The following is a 22,164-nucleotide window of genomic DNA, read 5'->3' as shown; positions in this document are numbered from 1 at the left end:
CGCCGCCGATGCGCAGGTCGATGTCGTCGGTGGAACTGCGGGTCTTGGTGCTGTCCAGCTGGCCGGCGGTGAGGAGCAGGTTGTCGATCTCGGCGGAGGTGATCTGCGCGCCTTCGAAGGTTTGCGGCAGCAGGCGGCCGTCGTTGAAGGTGATCACCGGTAGCTTGGGTTGCAGAGTGCCAAGGCGCGCTTCGGTCTTGGAGACGCGCACCTTGCCGGTGACGCCGGCCTTGCCGTAGTTGTCGACGGCCGTGCCATCGTTGTCCAGCGGGAACAGGGCACCGGGGGTGCGGTCGATACCGGCCTTGCCAGCGCGGCCGCCTGCGTCGAGTTTCAGCCCGAGCAGGCCGATGGCGTCCACGCCGAAACCGACCGTGCCCTGGGTGTAACCGGAGATGAAGTTGAGCTGGAAGCCCTGACCCCATTCTTTGGCCTGGCCGTTGTAGGCGGCGTTGCCCAGCTGGTCCTGGCTCTCGCGGTTATCGGCGTTGAAGTAGAAATTGCGCAGGTTCAGGGTGGCCTTGCTGTCTTCGATAAAACCGGCGGCCGTGGCCTGGTTGGCGAGGGCGGCAAGGGTAACGGCCAGGGCCAGTGTGGACTTGTTCATGCTCGATGCTCCAAATGCAGGTCTGTGCGGAAGGTGTTTGGCACTGCAGAAGGGGCTCGAGCGGACGGTGTGCGTTGCACCTGTCTCAGCGAAATAGCAAGGAGCCCCTTTGATGTTTCATGGGCCCGATGCGGTGGTCCGCTGTCGGCTTGGGCGCACTGTAGGGATTATTTGTAATCCCTAAAAAGAATTTATTTTTACTTTCTAGTAACTAAAAAGAATAAGAGAGGCTGTCTCACGAAACCCATAAGCTAATTCCTAAAAATTATTGGCTTCGTCTTTTTTAGATCAACTAGCTTGTCTCTACCGGATCACCGGACTTCCAGTTCAACCCTGAAGTTTCCTCTGTTCCGGCCTGCATAACGGGCCTGCACGCCATTGTCGAGGCCCGCCATGTCGCAACGCATTGTATTCAACCGTCGGCTTCTACTGACGCAGAGCCTGGCCCGCAATCTGGCGGCCACTGCCGTGCCACGTCGCCGTCAAGGTGGCAACGCCCAGGTCGAACGTCAGCTGCTGCGTGACAACGGCTTGCTGAACCCGCTCGATTACAAGGTGCGTGATCTTGGCCACTGGCTACTCAACGGCAAGGCGCCACGCCCTCGCTGTATGGCTGATACGGCCAAGCATTGATGGCATGCGGTTGCATGCCCAGTTTTGGGGGTGAGCGTTCAGGCAGGGCGCTCACCCTTCTTTTATTAGGGGGTGGCGAGGGGCTGTTGACGCTTGAGCAGCCCAGCTAAACGCTCGCTACTGCATTGCAGCAAGGGTTGCAGGCGCAGCAGCTGTTCTGGCTCGGCTTCGCTCAGCAGTTGTTCGAGGGCGCTCTGGATTGCGTTCAGTGGCGTGGCGTTAGCGGCAAGGTTGAGGTGCTGGCTGAGAATTTCTGCGCCGCTGCTGACCAGCAAGGCGAAGTGGATGACGTTCTCCAGCTCGCGGGTGTTGCCGGGCCAGTTGTGCGATTCCAGGCGTTGCTGCGCGGCCTCGCTGATGATCGGCAACGGTAGGTTCAGGCGCTGGGCATAGATGCCGAGGAAATACTCAGCCAACGGCAGGATGTCGCCGATACGCTCACGCAAGGGCGGCAGAGTGAGGCGGCCATCGCTCAGGTAGCCGTACAGCCGTTCATTGAATTTGCCGGCGGTCACTGCCTGCGCCAGATCGATGCTGGTGGCTGCCAGCAGGCGCACATCGGCGGGGCTGGGGTGGCTGGCACCTACGCGCAGCGCTTCGCCGGTTTCCAGGGCGCTGAGCAACTCGCCTTGCAAGGGCAAGGGCAGGTCACCAATCTCATCTAGGTACAGGGTGCCGTGGTTGGCTGAGCCGAACCAGCCAGCCCGGCTGCTGGCCGAACTTTGATAAGCACCGGCGGCATAGCCGAACAGTTCCGCCTGAGCATGCTGGCTGCTCAGGCCGCTGCAGCTCAGTGCCACGAACAGACCGGGGCGCTCGCTGGCGCGGTGGATATGCCGGGCCAGCAGTTCCTTACCGGTACCGGTTTCGCCCTCTATCAGTAACGGTAAGGGTTGCGGCGCAAGGTGCTCGACCTGGTCGCGCAACTGCCGGGAGCGCGGGTCGATAAACACCAACGCCTTGGCGCGGATGCTCAGCGGATTTTTTAGGGCCTGCCATCCATGGCGGCCCCCCTGCGGGCCGTCGCTGCGCGACGTTAAGAATGATTCCCGATCATTTTTTTCTGCATCGGGGAAGGTCAGCAGCGGCTGACCCCTCAGGTTGTTCTTGCTCATAACAGATTCTCCAGCGCAGTTCGCCAAGCGGGCTGCGCAGGTTGGAGGGTGAAAGCAATGCCGCGCGCGGCGGATGCGCGGGTGCAAGCGGCGGTGGGGGCGTCAGGCGCTGCGGCGGGCGGATTGTTCGATACGGTTCTGCAGGCGATAGAGGTAGGCGAAGCCTTGCTCCCAGCGCTGGTGCCCAGACTTCACATTGATATGCCCGGCACCGCTGAGAATGGCCGCGTCGCTGCCCCAGTCGCGGGCCAGTTCGATGGCGCGTGCCGCGCTGGCGGCGGAGTCGTTATCCGAGCCAACCAGTTGGCTGGGGAAGGGCAATGGCTGCTGCGGGATCGGCGCGAAGTTCTGCAGGGCAGCGGGGCAGTTCGCCCGCTCGACATCGGCCGGGGCAACCAGCAGCGCGGCGCGTACACGGCGCAGCAGTTCGACCGGGGCCTGGGCCGCCCAATGCGCCACGGTGATGCAACCCAGGCTGTGGGCAATAAGAATGGTCGGGCGCGGATCGCCGGCGATGCTGCGCTGCAGTTCGGCCACCCAATCCTCGCGCTGCGGCGCTAGCCAGTCGGCCTGCTCGACCCGAGCGCTGTTCGGCAGGCTGTGCTGCCAATGGCTCTGCCAGTGATCATCGGCTGATCCTTGCCAGCCAGGCACTATCAGGTAGCGGATAGTTTGGTTGCGCATCGTGCGCCCTCCTGCAGATGTGAATGGCTGCAGTGTAGGTAGGGCTTTCTAATATCAAAAAGAATAAGAATTTATTTGCTTATGCCTTAAATCGCATTTTTCTACGCGAGAAGGCCATGATTTTTATATGCAATAAAGATATATAAATGTTCTTAAATAATATTTTTAAGAATATTAGCGACTCTCTACTATCCGCTCCACACCCACTGATTGCGGCCAATTCCGCCGTTTATGGGGCTATCTCAAGGAGCACTACCATGACCGCAAGCCTGCATAACCTTGAAGGCCAGGACGGTGCCAGCACCCTGCGCGAGATCCAGGCTGCGCTGAATGGCCTGAAATTCGGCTCGGTGGAAATCACCGTGCACAACGGCCAAGTTGTACAGATCGAACGCAAGGAAAAATTTCGCCCGCAGGCTCAGAGCAACAAGAGCAGCTAAAGCCACCCGTAAACAGATAGCCCACCCACAACAAAGCCCGACCGGACCACCGGAGGGCGTGCAATGAAAAGAGTCGAGCCCATGCGCACCGCGCCGCCTAACCACGGCAGGTTGCGAGAGCAGTCGACCCATTGAACGCCAATCCTGTATTTGTCCCAGTAGGAGCTGCACCATGTCCATTCGCCGTTTTGCCCTCGCTGCCCTTGCCAGCACATTGATTGCCGGCCCAGTAGCCGCCGCCGAAACCCTGCTCAACGTGTCCTACGACCCGACCCGTGAGCTGTACAGTGAATTCAACAGCGCGTTCAACAAGCACTGGCAAGCCCAGGGCAATGAAGCCATCACAATTCAGCAATCCCATGGTGGTTCGGGCAAACAGGCCCGTGCCGTGATCGACGGCCTGCGTGCCGACGTGGTGACCCTGGCCCTGGCCGGTGATATCGACGAGCTGAACAAGCTCGGCAAGCTGATCCCAGCCGATTGGCAGAGTCGCCTGCCGCAGTCCAGCACCCCGTACACCTCGACCATCGTGTTCCTGGTGCGCAAGGGCAACCCTGAAGGCATCAAGGATTGGGACGACCTGGTCAAGCCGGGCGTGGAAGTGATCACCCCGAACCCGAAAACCTCCGGCGGCGCACGTTGGAACTTCCTCGCGGCCTGGGCTTTCGCCAAGCAGAAATACGGCAGCGAAGCCAAGGCTCAGGAGTTTGTCGAGAAGCTCTACAAGAACGTCCCGGTACTGGACACCGGTGCACGTGGTTCGACCATCACCTTCGTCAACAACAACATCGGCGACGTGCTGCTGGCCTGGGAAAACGAAGCCTTCCTGGCATTGAAGGAAGAGGGCGGTAGCAACTTCGAAATCGTCGCGCCGTCGCTGTCGATCCTTGCCGAGCCGCCGGTGGCCGTCGTCGACAAGAACGTCGAGAAGAAGGGCACCCGTAAAGTGGCTGAGGCCTACCTCAACTACCTGTACAGCGATGAAGGCCAGCGCATTGCCGCGAAGAATTTCTACCGCCCACGCAACCAGGCTGTAGCTGCCGAGTTCGCCAAGCAGTTCCCCGACCTCAAGCTGGTGACCATCGACAAGGACTTCAACGGTTGGAAAACCGCGCAGCCGAAGTTTTTCAATGATGGCGGGGTTTTCGACCAGATCTATCAGGCGCAGTGAGCTCGAAGAGCGAACGTAGGATGGGTTGAAGCACGCAGTGCTGATACCCATCGCCGTGCAGCATGGGTATCGCTGCGCTCGACCCATCCTACGGACTCTCACCGCGTCATTACTTCATTGCATAACCAGCCAAGGACAGACAATGTCTCGTTGTACTTCCCCCGTCATACCCGGCTTCGGGCTGACGCTGGGCTACACCCTGGTGTATCTCAGTCTGTTGGTGCTGATTCCTCTGGGTGCCATGTTTGTCCACGCCGCTCAGCTCACCTGGAGTGAGTTCTGGGCCATCATTTCCGCGCCGCGGGTACTGGCTGCGCTCAAGCTGAGCTTTGCCACCGCCTTCGCCGCCGCGATCATCAACGGCATTATCGGCACATTGCTGGCCTGGGCCCTGGTGCGCTACACCTTCCCGGGACGCAAGGTCATCGAAGCGATGATCGACCTGCCATTCGCCCTGCCCACCGCCGTTGCCGGGATTGCCCTGACCGCCTTGTATGCCCCCAGCGGGCTGGTCGGCCAGTTCGCCACCGACCTGGGTTTCAAGATCGCCTACACACCTCTCGGTATCACCCTGGCGCTGACCTTCGTCACCTTGCCGTTCGTGGTGCGCACTATTCAGCCGGTGCTGGCTGATATCCCCCGCGAGGTCGAAGAAGCGGCCGCCTGCCTCGGTGCCAAACCACTGCAGGTGTTTCGTCATGTGCTGCTGCCAGCGTTGCTGCCAGCTTGGCTGACCGGCTTCTCGCTGGCCTTCGCGCGCGGCGTCGGTGAGTACGGTTCGGTGATTTTTATCGCCGGCAATATGCCGATGAAGACCGAGATCCTGCCGCTGCTGATCATGGTCAAGCTCGACCAGTACGACTACACCGGTGCCACCGCGATTGGCGTACTGATGCTGGTGGTGTCTTTCATTCTGCTGCTGCTGATCAATCTGCTGCAGCGGCAAATCCTGAGGAGGTCATCATGTCTTCTGTAACCCTGACCGCTTCAGCCGCTGTCAACGCCGCCCGGCGCGGTAACGTGCTGGGTCGCCGTCTGCTGATCGGCAGCGCCTGGCTGGTGTTTGTGCTGTTTCTCCTGCTGCCCTTGCTGGTGGTGCTGAGTGAGGCGCTGAAGCACGGCTTCGGCACCTTCTTTGGTGCGATCTTCGAGGCCGATGCGCTCTCCGCACTGAAACTCACGCTGCTCGCCGTGGGCATTTCCGTGCCGCTCAACCTGGTATTTGGCGTGGCGGCGGCCTGGTGCGTGAGCAAATACGAGTTCCGCGGCAAGAGCATTCTGGTCACCCTGATCGACCTGCCGTTCTCGGTTTCTCCGGTAATCGCCGGCCTGGTCTATGTGCTGCTGTTCGGCGCGCAGGGCTTCTTCGGCGAGTGGCTGCAGGACCGCGATATCCAGATCATCTTTGCCTTGCCGGGCATCGTGTTGGCCACGGTGTTTGTCACCGTGCCCTTTGTCGCCCGCGAACTGATCCCGCTGATGCAGGAGCAGGGCACTCAGGAAGAGGAGGCCGCGCGACTGCTCGGTGCCAATGGCTGGCAGATGTTCTGGCACGTGACCCTGCCGAACATCAAATGGGGCCTGATCTACGGCGTGGTGCTCTGTACTGCACGGGCCATGGGCGAGTTCGGCGCGGTGTCGGTGGTGTCCGGGCATATCCGTGGTTACACCAACACCCTGCCGCTGCACGTCGAGATTCTCTACAACGAGTACAACCACGTCGCCGCTTTCAGCGTCGCCAGTCTGCTGCTGTTACTGGCGCTGTTTATCCTGCTGCTCAAGCAGTGGAGCGAATCACGGATCAACCGCCTGAAAGCCAGTGCGGGCGAGGAATAAGTCATGAGTATCGAGATCAGCAGCGTCAGCAAGAACTTCAATGCGTTCAAGGCGCTGAACGACATCAACCTGAATATCCAGAGCGGTGAGCTGGTGGCCTTGCTCGGTCCGTCCGGCTGCGGCAAGACCACCTTGCTGCGCATCATCGCCGGTCTGGAAACCCCGGACAGCGGCAGCATCCAGTTCCATGGCGAAGACGTGTCACGCCATGATGTGCGCGACCGCAACGTCGGCTTCGTGTTTCAGCATTACGCGCTGTTTCGCCATATGACGGTGTTCGACAACGTCGCCTTCGGCCTGCGCATGAAGCCCAAGGGCGAGCGGCCGAACGAGAACGTGATCAAGAAGAAGGTGCATGACCTGCTCGATCTGGTACAGCTCGACTGGCTGGCGGATCGCTACCCGGAACAGCTTTCCGGCGGCCAGCGGCAACGCATCGCCCTGGCTCGCGCCCTGGCGGTGGAGCCGAAGGTGCTGCTGCTCGACGAACCCTTCGGTGCGCTGGATGCCAAGGTGCGTAAAGAACTGCGCCGCTGGCTGGCACGCCTGCATGAGGAGGTGCACCTGACCTCGGTATTCGTGACCCACGATCAGGAAGAGGCCATGGAAGTGGCGGATCGCATCGTGGTGATGAACAAGGGCGTGATCGAGCAGATCGGCTCGCCGGGCGAGGTGTACGAGCAGCCAGCCAGCGATTTCGTTTATCACTTCCTCGGCGATGCCAACCGCCTGTACGTCGGCAACGACACCCATGTGCTGTTCCGTCCGCACGAGATTCACCTCTCGCGCCAGGCCGAGGCAGGCCACCAGGCCGGCGAAGTACGCGATATCCGCCCGCTCGGCGCGATCACTCGGGTGACCCTCAAGGTCGCAGGCCAGGCAGAGCCGATCGAAGCCGAAGTGGCCAAGGATCACGCCAGCCTGGCCAATCTGGCGCGGGGCGCAACCCTGTACTTCAAACCCAAGGCCGGTCAGCCGCTAAGCCGGGTGTAGCCGCGCCTGCGGTTTGGCCTCTGGCAGTGTCAAGGGCGGGTGTGATGATTGCCAGAATGCGCTGTGTATTTGCATCATTAAGTGATATTTTTGATGCAAACAGACACTGGAGGCGATGATGAGCGCACTGATTCGACCGATTGCCGACGCCGATACGGTGTTGGCCAAGGCGCTGCTCAATACCCGCGAACAGCTGGGGCTGACCCAGCAGGAGTTGGCCGACATCATCGGCGTGCATCGCACGGCGATTTCGCGCTGGGCCGAGGGCGGTTTGCGGGTGCACAGCAAGACCGGTGAACTGGGCCTGCTGCTGATCCGCGTGTACCGTTCGCTGTTTGCCCTGTTCGGCGGCAATCTGCAGGATATGCAGCACTTTCTGCGCACCGAAAACCGTCACCTAGACGCCACGCCGCTGCCGCTGATGATGCAGGTGCAAGGGCTGGTGCGAGTGGTGGAGTATCTCGACGCGATTCGTGGCAAGGGTTAAGCCGCCAGTAGCAGCCAGCTTCATCTGCACAGTGCCCAACAATAAGAAAAGTTAAGGACAACGCCACCATGGATATCTGGCAACACTGCCAAGGCCCTGCGCAGATCAAGCCGTTGCGTGGGCGTCTGGTGCGTCTGGTGGAAAGCCAGGCCCAGGTCGCCACCTTGCAACTGGTCGACACCCTGGCCGAGCAGGCGCTGCTGGAGGAGCTGCTGGAAACCAGCAAGCCGCCCTTGCCGCACAACGCCGAACCGCTGCATTACCTGCTGAAAACCCCTTTTCGTTACCCGCCGCTGCGCTGGGGTTCACGCTTTGGCTCGGTGCATGAGCCAAGCCTGTTCTACGGTGCCCTGCGTATCGAGACCGCGATGGCCGAAGCCGCCTATTACCGCTTTCTGCTCTGGGACGGCATGGCCAGCCCGCCGCCCAGCGGGCGCATCCTTTCCGAGCACTGCACCTTCGAGGCGCGCTATCAGGTTGAGCGCGGCATCCAGTTGCAGCGCGCACCTTTCGCCAGCTTTCAAGCGCAGCTGTGCCATGCCAGTGCCTACCAGGACACCCAGGCGTTGGGCGTGGCCATGCGCGGAGCCGGGGTGGAGGCGTTCGAGTACCGTTCGGCACGCTGTCCGCTGGGCGGCAACAACGTCGCGTTGTTCGTACCCGAGGCCTTGGCGGAGAAGCGTCCGCGCAATCTGCTCAGTTGGTTATGCGAAACCACGGCCGAGTATGTGGCCTTCAAAAGCGCCCAGGTGCCGGATACGCCGAGGGTGTTTCGCGTGCAGGATTATCTGCTGGATGAGCGGCTGCCCCGGCCCGCCTAGGTCCGCCACAGCTGGCAGGTTTTTTGCCCTGAAAAAGGGCGTGGGCGAGGCTGGGCGCGAAGACTTGTGCACAATTGCGAGGCGCGCTGTCAAGCAAGATCCAGTGCTTGACGTAAACCCTTGATTCTTCGTATCGATTTTATAAGTCAATGAAAAATATGATTTTTTTACGTTGGTGAAAAAACCGCCAGTTTGAGCGCAAGCCCCACGCCACAGGCTGTCAGGACGCTTGCTCCCATGTTATCCACGAAGTTATCCACAGCTTCTGTGGATTAACCCGAGCGCTTGCTCTAGCTCGCGGCTTGGGGCTTTTTGCGGGGCTTTACCTCGGTGAAAAAAGGAGTAGAGTGCGCGCCTCCCCGGCCACCGCTGCTTCTTATGCCTCGCGCAATTGTTCGTATACCCGTAGAACATTCCACGTCTGTTACCGGCTTGCCGACGCGTGTCGCGCTCTGGCTGCTGGACAGTCCCCGTCTCGGCCACGCCGCCAGCGTCAAACGCTTTGCTGGTCGTTTGCTTAAGCAGCCTGCCTTGCAGGGTGTGGTGCAGGCGCAGAGTCGACTGGGACAAATGCTTTGCCGCGATTGTGGTAACCCACGTGATCGGCGCATGGGTTTTGAACTGCTTCGCCAGGCCGCACGTGCCGGCGATATGAATGCGCAGTTGGAGTTGGGCCAACTCTATAGCCAGCCGCGTACCTGCGAACCGCAGCAGGCCCGGCACTGGCTGGAACTGGCCGCGGGGCAGGGCTCGCTGGAAGCGCAGCAACTGCTTAAACAGCTCTGACGCAGCCTGGAGTACTGGTTATACTGCCAGTACTTTTCTGCGGAGCCGCTTATGCCCATCGATCTGTTCACCGCGTTGGCACCTGCGCTGCTCGGTTTCGCCGTCGCAGCACTTCCTCTTCTATATATGGCCTGGTCGCTGCAACGCCGCCTGGCTAGTCAGCAACTGGAATTCAGCCTGCTACAAGAGCGCCTGAATAACGCACAGCTGGCCCAGGCCGGCCTCGCAGCGCAGCTGGATGATTGCCGCGCAGAACTCGCCGACATCGGCGAGATCAAGGCCGATCAGCAGGCCGAGCTGGCTGCGCTGCGCCGCGAAACCGAGTTGTTGCAGCAGGAGCGGCAGATCGCTCGCGAAGCCGCCCAGGCCTGGGCCAGTCAACGTGAACAACAGGAAGGCGAGATCCGCCGCCTGGATGCTCAGCGTGCCGCCCTCAGCGCCGAACTCAAGGAACAACAGGACAGCCATCAGCAGCGCCTGAATGACCTGCAAGGCTCGCGCGATGAACTGCGCGCGCAGTTTGCCGAGCTGGCCGGCAAGATCTTCGATGAGCGCGAGCAGCGCTTCGCCGAGACCAGCCAGCAGCAGCTCGGCCAGCTACTGGATCCGCTCAAGGAGCGCATCCAGTCCTTCGAGAAGCGCGTCGAGGAAAGCTATCAGCAGGAGGCCCGCGAGCGCTTTTCCCTGGGCAAGGAACTGGAACGCTTGCAGCAACTCAATCAGCGCCTGGGTGATGAGGCGACCAACCTGACCCGCGCGCTCAAGGGCCAGAAAACCCAGGGCAACTGGGGTGAGCTGGTGCTGGAGCGGGTGCTGGAGCACGCCGGCCTGGAGAAGGGTCGTGAATACCAGACCCAGGTCAGCCTGAAGAGCGCCGACGGCGAGCGTTTCCAGCCGGATGTGCTGATCCAGCTGCCGGGCGACAAGCAGGTGGTGGTGGATGCCAAGGTCAGCCTCACCGCTTACCAGCAATTTATTGCCGCCGAGGACGAGGCGAGCCGCCAGCTGGCGCTGAAGCAGCATGTGCTGTCGCTGCGCAGCCATTTGAAAGGCTTGTCGCTGAAGGATTACCAGCGCCTGGAAGGCCTGCACAGCCTGGATTTTGTCCTGCTCTTCGTGCCGATCGAAGCGGCTTTCGCTGCGGCGCTGCAGGCCGATCCGGGTTTGTTTCAGGAGGCCTACGAGCAGCACATAGTTATCGTCAGCCCGACCACCTTGCTCGCCACCCTGCGGGTCATCGACAGCCTGTGGCGGCAGGAGCGGCAGAGCCAGAACGCCCGCGAGATCGCCGAGCGCGCCGGGGCGCTGTATGACAAGTTCGTCGCCTTTATCCAGGACCTGGATGAGGTCGGCGCGCGCTTGCAGCAGTTGGACAAGGCCTATGCCGGGGCGCGCAACAAGCTCTGCGACGGCCGCGGCAATATCATCAGTCGGGTGGAGAACCTCAAGCTGCTCGGTGCCCGCGCCAGCAAGAGCCTGCCCGCCGAGTTGCTCGAACGGGCGGCCGGGGTGGAGTTGCTGGACGAGCTATGACGGCTGCTTAGGCCGTCGCCGCTTTCTCCTGAGCGGCGCGCTGCGCCGCCGGCGAGTGGGCCAGGTAGTCCAGCGCCACGCGGATATCGCCTTCGGTGCGTGGGTGATAGCTGGGGTTGAAATAACGCAACACCGAACGGCCGATGCTGCCCATACGCGGCAACAGACCACGGTTGCCCAGGTGGTACCACAGGCGCAGAAAGCCCGGCCGGTAACGGGTGACTGGGTCCTGGCGCATCATGGTTTTCATCGCCGCGCTGAACAGGAAGATCAGCGCTGGTGTGGCAATCAGCATAAATACCCAGCGCATCAGCAGGTTGCCGCCGATATGTACGTGCAGGTCGTGGGCCACGCTGCGGTGCTCGACTTCCTCGGCACCGTGCCAGCGCAACAGGTCGAGCATCACCGGGTCGGCGTGATCGAGGCTGCGGGTGGTGATGATCCAGTCGCCCAGTACGCAGGTGAAATGCTCCACCGCCGCGATCAGACCGACCCGTTGGCGCAGCCACCAGGGTTGCAGCCAGCGGCTGATGGCGTTTTCGCCCAGCGGGTAGTCGCACAGCACCTTGTCGAACAACCAGTGGATGGGCTGGGTAAAGGGCGTGGGGTCGATGCCGTGACGCGCCAGGTAGGGCGTCAGCGCGCTGTCGTGGGCGCGGGCGTGTTGCGCCTCCTGCTTGACGAAGCCTTGCACGTCCTCGCGCAACTGCGGGTCGCTGACCAACGGCAGGGCCTTGTTGTAGACCCGGCAGAACCAGAACTCGCCGGCCGGCAGGATCAGGTGCAGGGTATTCATGATGTGCGAGGCTTCCGGCTCGTTCGGCACCCAGTGCAGCGGGGTGCCTTCAAAGTCGAAGCGTACTTTGCGTTGCTCCAGGCGATGCTGTGCGGTCATCTCGATTCTCCTTATCAACCAGCCAGGTTCAGGCGCGCCAACAACCTGGACAGCCAGGGGGCGAAGCGCCATTGGGCGATGCTCAGGTGCGCCTCGGCACCCACGGCGACTACGGCTTGGTTGCGTTGCACGCCGCGCACAAGCTTTTTCGCCACGGTTTCGGCGCTGAGGTTGCGCCGGCTGTACAGGCGCTGGGTCTTGGCCTGTTGCTTGGCCTCGGCTTCGGCGGTAAGGCCGTTAAAGCGTGTGGCCTGGATGATGGCGGTGTTGACCAGGCCCGGGCAGACGGCGGTGACACCGATGCCGTGGCTGGCCATTTCCGCGCGCAGGCATTCGCTGAGCATCAGCACCGCCGCCTTGCTGGTGGCATAGGCCGGGTAATTGCGCGACGGCACGAAGGCCGCCGCCGAGGCGGTGTTGACGATATGTCCGCGCTTGCCGGCCTTGATCATCTGCTGGGCAAACAGGCGGCTGCCGTCGATCACGCTCCACAGGTTGATGCGCAGCAGGCGTTCCCAGTCGGCGTTGGTGGTGTCGAGCATGCTGCCGGCCATGCCGATACCGGCGTTGTTGACCACTATGTCTGGGCTGCCGAATTCGCCCTCTACCCAGTCGGCAAAGGCGGCCATGGCGCTGCTGTCGCCGACATCCAGCTGATAGCTGAAGGCTTGGCTGCCCAGCGCCCGGGCCAGTTCGGCGCTGCGTTCGGCGGCGGCCAGGTTGATATCGGCGGCCAGCACCGTGGCCCCGCGTTCGGCGAACTCCAGCAGGGTGGCGCGACCAATGCCGGAGCCAGCACCGGTGACGATCACCAGCTTGCCGCTGTAGGCGCGGGCAGCGGCCTTGACCTGGGCCTGCTGCAGGGCACGGCTGGCCTCGGCACCCGCTAGGTGCTGAGTAAACTCGCGCAGCCAGATGGCCAGCTGCTGCGGCTCGGCCAGCAGTTGCCAATGCCCGGCATTGACTTCGCGCCGCCACAGCTTGGGGGCCCACAGTGCCAGTTGCTCGAACAGTTGCGGACGCACGAAGCGGTCGCGGGTTGGCACTATCAGTTGCACCGGCACTTGGGTGTGGCGCTGGCGTGGCTGGAACAGGCTGCGGATAAAGTTGGCTCGGTACAGCTTGACCCCGTGTACGCCATCGGCGCGCTGGCTGCTGCTGACGGGCACGTTGCGCAGCCCTTCGACCTTGCGCAGCAGCTGCGGCCAGGCGCGGTCCAGGCCCAGCCGCCAGGTCAGCTCGGGGAGCAGCGGGGTATGGAACAGGCCGATATACCAGGAGCTCAGCAGCTGCCCGGCGACCTGGCTCCAGGCGCGCGGGCTTTTCTGCTTGAGCTTGTCGCGCATCCAGTGGCCTACATGGTCCAGGCAGGGCCCGGAGATGCTGGTGTAGGACGCCAGCAGCGGCTGGATGCGCGGCTCGGTCACCGCTTCCCAGGCCTGGATCGAGCCCCAGTCATGGGCCACCAGGTGCACCGGCTGCTCGGGACTGACTGCCTTGATCACCGCCTCCAGGTCATTGGCGAGTTTTTCCAGGTGGTAATCCAGGCGCTTGCGCGGAATTTCCGAGGCACCGAAGCCGCGCACGTCATAGGCGATGATTTGAAACTCGCCGGCCAATTCACGCACCAGTGGCAGCCAGATTTCATGGTTGTCCGGGTAGCCGTGCACCAGCAGCAGGGTCGGCCCGCTGCTGGTACCCCAGCGATACACTGCCAGTTCCACGCCATCGCCCTGCACCCGCAGTTGTTGAGCGCTTGGGGTTGGTTCGGTCACGCGTGCTGGTGCGTTCATGCGGCCACCTGCTGCGCGTTGTGCATACGTTGCTGCCAGCGACGCACATGCGGCAGGTCGTCGTCGAGCCAGTAGGCGTCATCCTCGGTGACCACCAGCAGCTCCTCGAACTTGGCCCCCACGCCACGCCAGCCCAGGTGCGGCTCCACTGCCCAGAGACCCGGTGTGGGCGCATGGTCGGAGCGGCTGTTGCTCGACCACAGTGGCGACCAGCCTTCGCGGCGGCCGGTGAGCAGGGCATTGCGGGTCAGGGTGTAGATATTGCGCAGGCCGAAGCGGGCAATCGACAGGCTGCTGTTGCGCTCGCCGAGTTTCTCCACTCGGTGTGCCAGTACCTCGAAGGGATAGGCCTTGTGCCGCGGCAGGGTGCCCTGGACGGCGCACAGGCGATCCACCGCCTGGCTGACTTCGGCCAGCGGGCGGCGTTGTTTGACCTGCGCGACGATCAGCTCGCGGTGCGCCATCAGGTCATCGAGCAGGCGCTCGACCAGCAGGTTCTCGCCCAGTGCGCCGCTGTAGCCGATATCCGCGGTGTAGGCCCCCAGGGTCGGCGCGCAGTCGAGGATATAGGGCATGCCTTCTTCCAATACGGTCTTGCCCGGGTAGAACGCCAGGTTGAAGCCACCCAGGTGGCGCAGGCCGTCGAAGCCCTTGAACGCGGTGCGCGGGCCGAACCAGGCGAAAGGCTGATGAAACCAGTCCTGCACACCGTGATCCTGCAGCCAGGTTTTCATCAGCGCGGCAGTCTGCTTCTCGCTGATGCCAGGCTTGAGTTCGCCGGCAATGGTTTGTGCGCACTGGTAGGCCAGGCGCTGGATGCTGCGAAATTGTTCGAGGTCGTGCGCACTGAGTGAGGCGGGGCTGGCAGGCATCGAGGCTTCTCCAAGCTGTCACGGCTGACTGTTACATTGTTTGATGTCACGGTCATTGTTGTGTGCCCGGGCACGCCTGCATAGCCATCGCGGGCAGCAATCGACTGCGCTGTTACGCTGTTACCGTTGCCTGTCCAGGCCTTACATGACGTGGCTTACAGGCTGTTTCACAAGGATGCGGGGGCGCGGCGTATGGCCAAGTCCAGCCCTTGGTTGGGGCGTGGCGCGGGCGGTTGTTGTCGCTGTCAGCCCAGAGCTATGATCGCCGCCATGAATACAGCCTCTGCTTTTCTTCAGCGTTTACTCGGTGCCGCGGCCCCGGTGGTGAGTGCCGTGGCCACCGAATACCGGGTCGATGAACTGGCCCAGGCGGCGCAGACCACCGTGCGCAATGTGCGCGCCTATCAGGATCAAGGCCTGCTGCCGCCGCCCGAGCGGCGCGGGCGGTTGGGTATCTACAGTGGCGAGCACCTGGCGCGGTTGCAGCTGATCGGCCAGCTGCTGGAGCGTGGCTACAGCATCGCCAGCATCCGCGAGCTGTTCGAAGCCTGGGCACAGGGCCGCGATCTGGCCCATGTGCTGGGCCTGGAACAGGCCATCCAGGGGCCTGATCAGCCGGAGCAGGCGACGCGCCTGGAGTTCGTCGAATTGCAGGCGCTGTTTGGCGACAAACTCGATGATGAGGTGATCGAGCGCGCCCAGGCCCTGGGTTTGCTGGAGTTTGCTGGCGATCACCTGCGCGTACCCAGCCCCAAGCTGTTTGCCGCCGGTGTCGAGTTGTACCGCGCCGGGATTCCCCTGCCGGCGCTGCTGGACGAACTGGCGGCGATTCGCGGCCATGTGCGGCAGGTCTCGGCCGGCATCGTGCAGATGATCGCCAAGCAGCTGGTCAATCCATTGCTGCAACGCGAGCTACCGCATGCCGAGGATCTCGAGCGCCTCAGCGCCCAGCTGCTGCAGCTGCGCCCATTGGTTGAGCAGGTGGTGGTGGCCGAACTGGCCCGTGGCCTGCCGGAAGCGGCCAACCGTGAGCTGAGCGAGCGGGTACACAAGCTGCTGGAAGGCTTTCTGCACAGCGCCGATTCACCGCAGCAGTAATACCGTCGCGCCGGCCAGCAGGCCGGCCGCCATTACCGGCAGGGTCATCAGCGCCAGTTTGCGGCCGCCGATCAGGGCGAGCAGGAAGCCTTTGACCAGGCTGTTGCTCAACACCGCGAGGAAGATCCCCTGTACCGCGACCTGGGCATGCAATCCGCCCTGTGCACTGCGTGCCAGCGACAGGGTGATGGCGTCCACATCGGCCAATCCCGAGAGCAGCGCCACCAGGTAGACGCCGCCATCACCGAGCTTATGCTGCGCGCCTTCGACCAGCAGCAGAATCAGCGCCAACAACGCGGCAAAACGTAGCGCCGGGCCCAGCTCGAAGGGGTTTTTCAGCGGCGGTTCAGCCTGTTCGTCACTCTCTGTGCCCGCGCGGCGGAAGTACAGCAGTGCGCCGCCGGCATACAACAGGGTGGCGGTGCCTAGCGGCCATGCCAGCTGTGACAGCAGGCTGGGGTTGATCAGGCCGACCTCCAGCAGCACGCGCGGAAACATCAGCGCCGAGGTGGCGAGCAGGCCGCAGGCGAGGATTGCTTGCAGATTGCGCCCCTGAGCCAGGCGCGCCAGGGTCAGGGTCATGGCGGTGGAGGAGACCACGCCGCCGAGCAGCGCGGTGATCAACAGGCCGTGACGCATGCCCACCAGGCGAATCGCCACATAGGCAGCGAAGCCGATGCTGGCAATCAGCACCACCATCCACCAGATGGCATAGGGGTTGAGTGCCTGCCAGGGGCCATAGCCCTGATTGGGCAGTGCCGGCAGCAGCACCAGGGAAATAAACAGCAGCTTCAGTGCGCCGGACAACTCCGCCTCGCTGAGTTGTTGCAGGGCCGTGTGCAGGGATTGCTTGAGGCTCAGCAGCAGCGCCACCGCCACTGCGCCGGCGGCGGCCAGGCCGGCGTAACCGGCCATGGCCAGGCTGCCGAGGAGAAAGGTGATCAGCAGCGCCACTTCGCTGGTCAGGCCCATATCCCCCTGGCGTTGCAACTCGCCAAGGTAGGAGGCCGTCACCAGCAGGGCAAAGCCGCTGAAGATCACCGCCCAGGTCACTACGCCGAAGTGCTCGCCCAGCCGCATGGCAAAGGCCCCGAGCAGGCTGCTCAGGGCGAAGGTGCGAATCCCCGCGACCAGTTGCTTGTCCTCGGAATTGCGCCCTTGCCAGCCGCGTTCGACACCAATCAGCAGGCCGGCAGCCAGGGCGCTGGCGAAATTCAGCAGGGTGTCGAGGGCTTCCGGCATGGGTAGATCCTGGGGGCGAATGCGGGCAGTTTAGTCAGTGAGCATCCGACCGTATTGCGGCAAGTCATTCTGGCGCTGGATCAATGCGCAAGATTGTTCAAGACGACGCCGCCAGGATGCGCCAGGCTGTGCAGCAAAGGAGGGCGCATGAGCCGTTTACAGCAGTTTCTCTATGGGTGTCGCGACAGCATTCCGATGATCGTCGGGATTCTGCCGTTTGGTCTGATCTATGGCGCGTTGGCCAGCCTGGCCGGGCTTAGCCTGTGGCAGGCGCTGGGTATGTCGCTGCTGGTGTACGCCGGCTCGGCGCAATTTATTGCCATCAGCCTGCTGAGTCTGGGCAGTGGGGCGCTGGTGATTCTGCTCACCACTTTTGTCGTCAACCTGCGCCATGTGCTCTACAGCGCGGCGTTGCAGCCTTATGTCGGTACCCTGGGGCAGCGCTGGCGGGTGCCGCTGGCGTTCGGCCTGACTGATGAAACCTTCGCCGTGGTGCAGCGGCGCTATCTGGCGCGCGGCATGACCGAGCACGGCCAGTGGTACCACGCCGGGGTGGCGTTGGCGTTGTACCTGTCCTGGGTGTCGAGCTCGCTGGTGGGCGCGTTGTTTGGCCAGAGCGTGCCGAACCTGGCGGGCTGGGGGCTGGACTTCGCCATGCTGGCGACCTTTATCGGCATCGTGGTGCCGGCGCTGCGCAACCAGCCGCAGATTGCCGCCGCCCTGGTGGCGGGCGCGGTGGCGCTGCTGTGCCATGCCTGGCCGTACAAACTGGGGTTGATGGCGGCGGCGTTAAGCGGGATTGCCGTTGGTGTGCTGCTGGAGCGACGCATAACGCCGGTGACTATTGGGGAGGGCGCGTGATGGATATCTGGCTGCTGATTCTCGGCATGGCGCTGATCACCTTTGCGATTCGCTACAGCCTGTTTGCCTTTCCCGATCTGCGCTTCCCGCCACTGGTGCGTCAGGGCCTGCATTACGTGCCGACTGCGGTGCTGACGGCCATCGTGGTGCCTGGCATGTTGCTGCCTGATGGCCAGCACTGGGCCTTCAATCTGGGCAATGCCTATCTACTGGCAGGCCTGGCGACTATTGCCATCGCCGCGCTGACCCGGCATCTGCTGGCCACCATCGGTGGCGGCCTACTGGTGTTCTTTGTGCTGCGCGGGTTGTTGGGGCAGTTGCCGCTCTAAGAGGCCAGCTAGCCAGCGCGGGTTATTTGCCGCCTGCATTTGTAGAAAATGCAGCAAAAAGCCTGCTTGGCTGTGGCTTTGTCCGGGGCTCTTGCAGTCAAATGCTGAACGACCCGTTTGGCCCATACAGGTACATGGACGATGACCCAGCACTCCCAATTCGCGTTGCTTGGCAAGAAGCGCTTCCTGCCGTTTTTCCTGACCCAATTGCTGGGTGCCTTCAACGACAACATTTTCAAGCAGTCACTGATTCTCGCCATCCTGTTCAAGATCAGCTCCAGCGCTGACAAGGACCTGTTGGTTAATCTCTGCGCCTTGCTGTTTATCCTGCCGTTCTTCCTGTTCTCGGCCCTCGGTGGGCAGTTTGGCGAGAAGTTCGCCAAGGATTCGCTGATCCGCAAGATCAAGTTCGCCGAAATCATCATCATGCTCTTGGGGGCAGTTGGTGTGGTGCTGGGCAACCTGCCGCTGATGCTTGGGGTGCTGTTTGCCATGGGCACCCAGTCGGCGCTGTTTGGCCCGGTGAAGTATTCGATTTTGCCGCAGCACCTTGAGGAACAGGAGCTGGTGGGCGGCAACGCCCTGGTGGAGATGGGTACCTTCCTGGCCATTCTCGCGGGCACTATTGGTGCCGGGGTGATCATGGCCAGCAGTGCTTATGCGCATATCGTTGCGGTGGCTGTGGTGCTGGTGGCGATACTCGGCTACCTGGCCAGCCGCAGTATTCCTGCTGCCTCGGCGGCCATGCCGCAGCTCAAACTAGACTGGAACATCCTGCGCCAGTCCTGGGCGACCATGAAGCTTGGTCTGGGTCAGCGCCCGGCCGTGTCGCGCTCAATGGTCGGTAACTCCTGGTTCTGGTTTCTCGGCGCGGTGTACCTGACGCAGATACCGGCCTACGCCAAAGAGTGGCTATACGGCGATGAAAGCGTGGTCACCCTGATTCTCACGGTGTTCTCGGTCGGTATCGCACTGGGCTCGATGCTCTGCGAGCGCATGAGCGGGCACAAGGTGGAAATCGGTCTGGTGCCGTTCGGCTCGATCGGTCTGACCCTGTTCGGCATCCTGCTCTGGTGGTTTTCCGGTGGCTTCCCTGAGGGGGCAGAAGCGCATGATTGGCTGGCGGTGCTGAGCTTTGCCCAGGCCTGGTGGATTCTCGGCTCGATCCTCGGTATCGGCCTGTTCGGCGGCTTCTATATCGTGCCGTTGTATGCGCTGATCCAGTCGCGCACGGTGGAACATGAACGGGCGCGGGTGATCGCGGCCAACAACATCCTCAATGCGCTGTTTATGGTGATCTCGGCGATTGTCTCGATCCTGTTTCTCAGCATCGCAGAGCTGTCGATTCCGCAGCTGTTCCTGACCATTTCTCTGATGAACATCGCGGTCAACAGCTACATCTTCAAGATTGTCCCCGAATTCAGCATGCGCTTTATGATCTGGCTGCTCAGCCACTCGATGTATCGGGTTGAGCACAAGGGGCTGGAGGCGATTCCGGACGAGGGCGCGGCGGTGCTGGTGTGCAATCACGTGTCGTTTGTCGATGCCCTGCTGATCGGCGGCGCAGTGCGCCGGCCGGTGCGCTTTGTCATGTACTACAAGATCTACAACCTGCCGGTGCTCAACTTTATCTTCCGCACCGCTGGCACCGTGCCGATTGCCGGGCGCAGCGAAGACTTGCTGATCTACGATGCGGCGTTCAAGAAAATAGCCGAATACCTGCGCAACGGTGAGGTGGTGTGCATCTTCCCGGAGGGCAAACTGACCACCGATGGCGAGCTGAATGAGTTCAAGAATGGCGTCGAGCGAATCGTTGCGGAAAACCCGGTTCCGGTGATTCCCATGGCGCTGCAGGGGTTGTGGGGCAGCTTCTTCAGCCGTGCGCCGGACAAGGGCTTGTTCAAGCGGCTGTGGTCACGCATCACCCTGGTGGCGGGTGAGCCGGTAGCGGCCGAGGCGGTCAGGTGCGAGTTGCTGCAGGCTCAGGTGGTCGCATTACGTGGTGAGCAGCGTTAAACGTGCAGCATGAAAAAGCCCGCCTAATTGGCGGGCTTTTTTTGTGGCTGAAGCGGCTTAGTGGCTGAGTTTTAGCCCGATCAGGCCGCAGATAATCAGTGCCACGCTGGCCAGGCGGATCAGTGCCATGGATTCGCCAAACAATAGGATGCCGGCGATCACCGTACCGACTGCGCCGACCCCGGTCCAGATTGCATAGGCAGTGCCCAGAGGCAATTCCTTCATGGCCAGGCCGAGCAGGCCGAGGCTGACGATCATCGCCGCAACGGTCAGCAGGGTTGGCAGCGGGCGGGTGAAACCATCGGTGTATTTCAGGCCGATGGCCCAGCCGACTTCGAACAGGCCGGCGAAAAACAGAATTACCCAGGACATAAAAACCTCCATCAACAATACAGATGGGCCGTCCCGAAGTGGTCACTCATGGAGTGGTGAGGTCGTCCTCACGCTGTGCAGTATTTTGCACATCTGGCGCGTTGAGGCAAGCCGCAGAGGATCAGTGGTCTATTCCACTGCGGCTGTGTTGCCTGGCGGGGGTCAGATGCCCTGCGGAATCTCTTCGCCGCCCAAGGCTTCGAACAGCGCCGGGAGGAAGTCGACCAGGGTTAGCATCATCAGGGTGAAGCTGGCGTCCTGCTGGCCGAGGGCGTCATCGCCGCCGTCCTGTTCGGCTTGATCCTGCAACAGGTCTTCGAAGCGCAGACGCTTGACCACCAGTTTGTCGTCGAGCACGAAGGACAGCTTGTCCTGCCAGGCCAGGGACAGTTGCGTGACCTGCTTGCCGGAGGTCATGTGCAGCTGGATTTCATCGCCGGTCAGGTCCTGACGCTTGCAGCGCACCACGCCGCCATCTTCATGGGTGTCACGCAGTTCGCACTCATCCAGTACATGGAAGTCTGGCGCGGCCTGCTGCACCTTGACCCAGTCGGTGAGGGTGGCGCTTGGCGCGATCTTCACCGTCAGCGGGCGTACCGGCAGCGAGCCAATGGCTTCACGCAGGGTCGACAGCAGGTCTTCGGCACGCTTGGCGCTGGCCGAGTCGACCAGGATCAGACCCTGTTTCGGCGCGATGGCGGCGAAGGTGGCGGACTTGCGGATAAAGGCGCGCGGCAGGAAGGTCTGCACGATCTCGTCTTTGAGCTGATCGCGCTCTTTCTTGTAGACCTTGCGCATCTGTTCGGCTTCGATTTCGTCAACCTTGTCCTTCAGCGCATCGCGCACCACGCTGCCCGGCAGGATACGTTCTTCCTTGCGCGCAGCGATCAGCAGGAAATCACCGCTGACGTGCACCAGCGGCGCATCGCCACCTTTGCCGAAGGGCGCGATAAAGCCGTAGGTGCTGAGTTCCTGGCTGGTGCACGAGCGCGCCAGTTTGGCCGCCAATGCGGCTTCGAGAGCCTCGGCATCAAACGGAATGTTCTGGGTGAGGCGGTAAACCAGCAGGTTGCGAAACCACATAAGAGGGTGAATCTCCATTAACGGGCCTGCCGGCAGTGGCAAGCAGCATCATGTAAGCCGTCAGCGCCTGGTACCGGTGCGGTGGCCAGGGGGCAGCGGTCAGTCAGACCCGCTGCGCAGCTTTCAGGTTTCATACGAGGTGCGCATTATTCTCTGCCTGGCGGCTGAGGCCAACCCTGCGCTAAGCCTTTGGCGTACCGATAAAAAATATTTAAATCAGGACTTGCCAAGGTGCGAATCGCTGTCTAGAATGCGCCCCACTTCGAGAGTGAAGGGTGATTAGCTCAGCTGGGAGAGCATCTGCCTTACAAGCAGAGGGTCGGCGGTTCGATCCCGTCATCACCCACCAACTCGCTTTTTGAAGTTACGCGCAGCGGTAGTTCAGTCGGTTAGAATACCGGCCTGTCACGCCGGGGGTCGCGGGTTCGAGTCCCGTCCGCTGCGCCATTTTTCTCCTCGCTTCATCCCCTCTGTGACATCTCGCACCACTTCGCAAT

Annotated in this window: 23 protein-coding genes and 2 tRNA genes; 16 read left to right on the top strand and 9 right to left on the bottom strand. The window is 62.1% G+C overall.

The window, feature by feature from the left end:
* On the bottom strand, positions 1-607 hold a 607-nt coding region (locus tag WBK23_RS10090), incomplete at its 3' end, for an OprD family outer membrane porin (protein ID WP_424483843.1).
* A 393-nt stretch (positions 608-1,000) separates the two neighbouring features.
* On the opposite strand from WBK23_RS10090, the gene WBK23_RS10085 reads away from it, so the two are divergent.
* Positions 1,001-1,240 carry a hypothetical protein gene (locus tag WBK23_RS10085; protein ID WP_424483842.1) on the top strand — a complete coding sequence of 80 codons (240 nt, stop codon included), beginning with the start codon at positions 1,001-1,003 and terminating at the stop codon, positions 1,238-1,240.
* 65 nt (positions 1,241-1,305) lie between these two features.
* On the opposite strand, the gene WBK23_RS10080 is transcribed toward WBK23_RS10085, so the two are convergent.
* Positions 1,306-2,355 (bottom strand): sigma 54-interacting transcriptional regulator, encoded by a 1,050-nt coding sequence (locus WBK23_RS10080; RefSeq protein ID WP_424483841.1) that lies wholly within the window; start codon positions 2,353-2,355, stop codon positions 1,306-1,308.
* A gap of 102 nt (positions 2,356-2,457) precedes the next feature.
* Positions 2,458-3,039 (bottom strand): alpha/beta hydrolase, encoded by a 582-nt coding sequence (locus tag WBK23_RS10075; protein ID WP_424483840.1) that lies wholly within the window; start codon positions 3,037-3,039, stop codon positions 2,458-2,460.
* Between the two features lie 257 nt (positions 3,040-3,296).
* Between WBK23_RS10075 and oscA the strand changes: the two genes are divergently transcribed.
* The 9 genes from oscA (at position 3,297) to rmuC (ending at position 11,106) form a co-directional block, all read left to right on the top strand.
* Positions 3,297-3,479 (top strand): sulfur starvation response protein OscA, encoded by a 183-nt coding sequence (gene oscA, locus WBK23_RS10070; protein WP_424483839.1) that lies wholly within the window; start codon positions 3,297-3,299, stop codon positions 3,477-3,479.
* Positions 3,480-3,651: 172 nt separating this feature from the next.
* Positions 3,652-4,650 carry a sulfate ABC transporter substrate-binding protein gene (locus tag WBK23_RS10065; RefSeq protein ID WP_424483838.1) on the top strand — a complete coding sequence of 333 codons (999 nt, stop codon included), beginning with the start codon at positions 3,652-3,654 and terminating at the stop codon, positions 4,648-4,650.
* Positions 4,651-4,792: 142 nt separating this feature from the next.
* A complete protein-coding gene (gene cysT / locus WBK23_RS10060; RefSeq protein WP_424483837.1) occupies positions 4,793-5,626 on the top strand; it encodes a sulfate ABC transporter permease subunit CysT in 834 nt (277 codons plus the stop codon).
* The gene (gene cysW / locus WBK23_RS10055; protein WP_424483836.1) at positions 5,614-6,486 is read left to right on the top strand and encodes a sulfate ABC transporter permease subunit CysW; all 873 of its coding nucleotides are present in this window, start codon (positions 5,614-5,616) and stop codon (positions 6,484-6,486) included. The genes cysT and cysW overlap by 13 nt, the downstream gene beginning before the upstream one ends.
* Positions 6,487-6,489: 3 nt before the next feature.
* Positions 6,490-7,479 carry a sulfate/molybdate ABC transporter ATP-binding protein gene (locus WBK23_RS10050; protein ID WP_424483835.1) on the top strand — a complete coding sequence of 330 codons (990 nt, stop codon included), beginning with the start codon at positions 6,490-6,492 and terminating at the stop codon, positions 7,477-7,479.
* Positions 7,480-7,597: 118 nt separating this feature from the next.
* Entirely contained in the window at positions 7,598-7,966 is a 369-nt protein-coding gene (locus tag WBK23_RS10045) for an antitoxin Xre/MbcA/ParS toxin-binding domain-containing protein (protein WP_424483834.1), read from the top strand.
* 68 nt (positions 7,967-8,034) lie between these two features.
* On the top strand, positions 8,035-8,787 hold the full coding sequence (locus WBK23_RS10040; protein WP_424483833.1) for an RES family NAD+ phosphorylase: 753 nt from the start codon (positions 8,035-8,037) through the stop codon (positions 8,785-8,787).
* A gap of 378 nt (positions 8,788-9,165) precedes the next feature.
* Positions 9,166-9,573, top strand: coding sequence for a tetratricopeptide repeat protein (locus WBK23_RS10035; protein ID WP_424483832.1), 408 nt, complete (start codon positions 9,166-9,168; stop codon positions 9,571-9,573).
* Between the two features lie 177 nt (positions 9,574-9,750).
* The gene (rmuC, locus tag WBK23_RS10030) at positions 9,751-11,106 is read left to right on the top strand and encodes a DNA recombination protein RmuC (RefSeq protein WP_424483844.1); all 1,356 of its coding nucleotides are present in this window, start codon (positions 9,751-9,753) and stop codon (positions 11,104-11,106) included.
* Between the two features lie 7 nt (positions 11,107-11,113).
* Here the strand turns inward: rmuC and WBK23_RS10025 are convergent, their stop codons facing one another.
* Genes WBK23_RS10025 through WBK23_RS10015 form a run of 3 tightly spaced genes read right to left on the bottom strand, consistent with a single transcriptional unit; the run spans position 11,114 to position 14,666 of the window.
* The gene (locus tag WBK23_RS10025) at positions 11,114-12,001 is read right to left on the bottom strand and encodes a metal-dependent hydrolase (protein ID WP_424483831.1); all 888 of its coding nucleotides are present in this window, start codon (positions 11,999-12,001) and stop codon (positions 11,114-11,116) included.
* A 14-nt stretch (positions 12,002-12,015) separates the two neighbouring features.
* On the bottom strand, positions 12,016-13,794 hold the full coding sequence (locus tag WBK23_RS10020) for an SDR family oxidoreductase (RefSeq protein WP_424483830.1): 1,779 nt from the start codon (positions 13,792-13,794) through the stop codon (positions 12,016-12,018).
* The gene (locus tag WBK23_RS10015) at positions 13,791-14,666 is read right to left on the bottom strand and encodes a M24 family metallopeptidase (RefSeq protein ID WP_424483829.1); all 876 of its coding nucleotides are present in this window, start codon (positions 14,664-14,666) and stop codon (positions 13,791-13,793) included. Before WBK23_RS10015 ends, WBK23_RS10020 begins: the two co-directional genes overlap by 4 nt.
* Before the next feature lie 270 nt (positions 14,667-14,936).
* Between WBK23_RS10015 and WBK23_RS10010 the strand changes: the two genes are divergently transcribed.
* On the top strand, positions 14,937-15,764 hold the full coding sequence (locus tag WBK23_RS10010) for a MerR family transcriptional regulator (protein WP_424483828.1): 828 nt from the start codon (positions 14,937-14,939) through the stop codon (positions 15,762-15,764).
* On the opposite strand, the gene WBK23_RS10005 is transcribed toward WBK23_RS10010, so the two are convergent.
* Complete coding sequence (locus WBK23_RS10005; RefSeq protein ID WP_424483827.1) at positions 15,750-17,006, bottom strand: MgtC/SapB family protein; 1,257 nt, start codon at positions 17,004-17,006, stop codon at positions 15,750-15,752. The two genes, WBK23_RS10010 and WBK23_RS10005, sit on opposite strands and share 15 nt — an antisense overlap.
* A gap of 147 nt (positions 17,007-17,153) precedes the next feature.
* Here WBK23_RS10005 and WBK23_RS10000 point away from each other — a divergent pair, with 147 nt between their 5' ends.
* From WBK23_RS10000 to WBK23_RS09990, 3 genes are all read left to right on the top strand, one after another.
* Entirely contained in the window at positions 17,154-17,867 is a 714-nt protein-coding gene (locus WBK23_RS10000) for an AzlC family ABC transporter permease (RefSeq protein ID WP_424483826.1), read from the top strand.
* Positions 17,867-18,196 (top strand): AzlD domain-containing protein, encoded by a 330-nt coding sequence (locus WBK23_RS09995; RefSeq protein WP_424483825.1) that lies wholly within the window; start codon positions 17,867-17,869, stop codon positions 18,194-18,196. The genes WBK23_RS10000 and WBK23_RS09995 overlap by 1 nt, the downstream gene beginning before the upstream one ends.
* A gap of 141 nt (positions 18,197-18,337) precedes the next feature.
* Complete coding sequence (locus tag WBK23_RS09990; RefSeq protein WP_424483824.1) at positions 18,338-20,212, top strand: MFS transporter; 1,875 nt, start codon at positions 18,338-18,340, stop codon at positions 20,210-20,212.
* Between the two features lie 57 nt (positions 20,213-20,269).
* On the opposite strand, the gene sugE is transcribed toward WBK23_RS09990, so the two are convergent.
* Together sugE and rdgC are read right to left on the bottom strand one after the other, a co-directional pair.
* Positions 20,270-20,584, bottom strand: a complete 315-nt coding sequence (gene sugE, locus WBK23_RS09985; RefSeq protein WP_424483823.1) for a quaternary ammonium compound efflux SMR transporter SugE — start codon at positions 20,582-20,584, stop codon at positions 20,270-20,272.
* Positions 20,585-20,746: 162 nt separating this feature from the next.
* Positions 20,747-21,667, bottom strand: a complete 921-nt coding sequence (rdgC, locus tag WBK23_RS09980; RefSeq protein WP_424483822.1) for a recombination-associated protein RdgC — start codon at positions 21,665-21,667, stop codon at positions 20,747-20,749.
* Between the two features lie 273 nt (positions 21,668-21,940).
* Between rdgC and WBK23_RS09975 the strand changes: the two genes are divergently transcribed.
* Together WBK23_RS09975 and WBK23_RS09970 are read left to right on the top strand one after the other, a co-directional pair.
* A tRNA-Val gene (locus tag WBK23_RS09975) sits at positions 21,941-22,016 on the top strand.
* 21 nt (positions 22,017-22,037) lie between these two features.
* Positions 22,038-22,114 (top strand) — tRNA-Asp (locus WBK23_RS09970).
* Positions 22,115-22,164: the final 50 nt, after the last annotated feature.

Origin of the sequence: Pseudomonas sp. (assembly GCF_049653025.1) — a bacterium.
In the GTDB taxonomy this organism is placed as follows: Bacteria; Pseudomonadota; Gammaproteobacteria; order Pseudomonadales; family Pseudomonadaceae; genus Aquipseudomonas.
This window is presented reverse-complemented; position numbering and strand designations above follow the sequence as displayed.

What these genes read in the sequence shown, in the direction of transcription:
- WBK23_RS10035 (WP_424483832.1), top strand. Translation starts at nt 9,166, where the DNA reads ATGCCTCGCGCAATTGTTCGTATACCCGTAGAACATTCCACGTCTGTT.
- WBK23_RS10005 (WP_424483827.1), bottom strand. Translation starts at nt 17,006, where the DNA reads ATGCCGGAAGCCCTCGACACCCTGCTGAATTTCGCCAGCGCCCTGGCT.
- WBK23_RS10065 (WP_424483838.1), top strand. Translation starts at nt 3,652, where the DNA reads ATGTCCATTCGCCGTTTTGCCCTCGCTGCCCTTGCCAGCACATTGATT.
- WBK23_RS10075 (WP_424483840.1), bottom strand. Translation starts at nt 3,039, where the DNA reads ATGCGCAACCAAACTATCCGCTACCTGATAGTGCCTGGCTGGCAAGGA.
- WBK23_RS10025 (WP_424483831.1), bottom strand. Translation starts at nt 12,001, where the DNA reads ATGACCGCACAGCATCGCCTGGAGCAACGCAAAGTACGCTTCGACTTT.
- oscA (WP_424483839.1), top strand. Translation starts at nt 3,297, where the DNA reads ATGACCGCAAGCCTGCATAACCTTGAAGGCCAGGACGGTGCCAGCACC.
- WBK23_RS10085 (WP_424483842.1), top strand. Translation starts at nt 1,001, where the DNA reads ATGTCGCAACGCATTGTATTCAACCGTCGGCTTCTACTGACGCAGAGC.
- cysW (WP_424483836.1), top strand. Translation starts at nt 5,614, where the DNA reads ATGTCTTCTGTAACCCTGACCGCTTCAGCCGCTGTCAACGCCGCCCGG.
- WBK23_RS10040 (WP_424483833.1), top strand. Translation starts at nt 8,035, where the DNA reads ATGGATATCTGGCAACACTGCCAAGGCCCTGCGCAGATCAAGCCGTTG.
- cysT (WP_424483837.1), top strand. Translation starts at nt 4,793, where the DNA reads ATGTCTCGTTGTACTTCCCCCGTCATACCCGGCTTCGGGCTGACGCTG.
- WBK23_RS10080 (WP_424483841.1), bottom strand. Translation starts at nt 2,355, where the DNA reads ATGAGCAAGAACAACCTGAGGGGTCAGCCGCTGCTGACCTTCCCCGAT.
- rdgC (WP_424483822.1), bottom strand. Translation starts at nt 21,667, where the DNA reads ATGTGGTTTCGCAACCTGCTGGTTTACCGCCTCACCCAGAACATTCCG.
- sugE (WP_424483823.1), bottom strand. Translation starts at nt 20,584, where the DNA reads ATGTCCTGGGTAATTCTGTTTTTCGCCGGCCTGTTCGAAGTCGGCTGG.
- WBK23_RS10000 (WP_424483826.1), top strand. Translation starts at nt 17,154, where the DNA reads ATGAGCCGTTTACAGCAGTTTCTCTATGGGTGTCGCGACAGCATTCCG.
- WBK23_RS10010 (WP_424483828.1), top strand. Translation starts at nt 14,937, where the DNA reads ATGAATACAGCCTCTGCTTTTCTTCAGCGTTTACTCGGTGCCGCGGCC.
- WBK23_RS09990 (WP_424483824.1), top strand. Translation starts at nt 18,338, where the DNA reads ATGACCCAGCACTCCCAATTCGCGTTGCTTGGCAAGAAGCGCTTCCTG.
- WBK23_RS10045 (WP_424483834.1), top strand. Translation starts at nt 7,598, where the DNA reads ATGAGCGCACTGATTCGACCGATTGCCGACGCCGATACGGTGTTGGCC.
- WBK23_RS10015 (WP_424483829.1), bottom strand. Translation starts at nt 14,666, where the DNA reads ATGCCTGCCAGCCCCGCCTCACTCAGTGCGCACGACCTCGAACAATTT.
- WBK23_RS10050 (WP_424483835.1), top strand. Translation starts at nt 6,490, where the DNA reads ATGAGTATCGAGATCAGCAGCGTCAGCAAGAACTTCAATGCGTTCAAG.
- WBK23_RS10020 (WP_424483830.1), bottom strand. Translation starts at nt 13,794, where the DNA reads ATGAACGCACCAGCACGCGTGACCGAACCAACCCCAAGCGCTCAACAA.
- WBK23_RS09995 (WP_424483825.1), top strand. Translation starts at nt 17,867, where the DNA reads ATGGATATCTGGCTGCTGATTCTCGGCATGGCGCTGATCACCTTTGCG.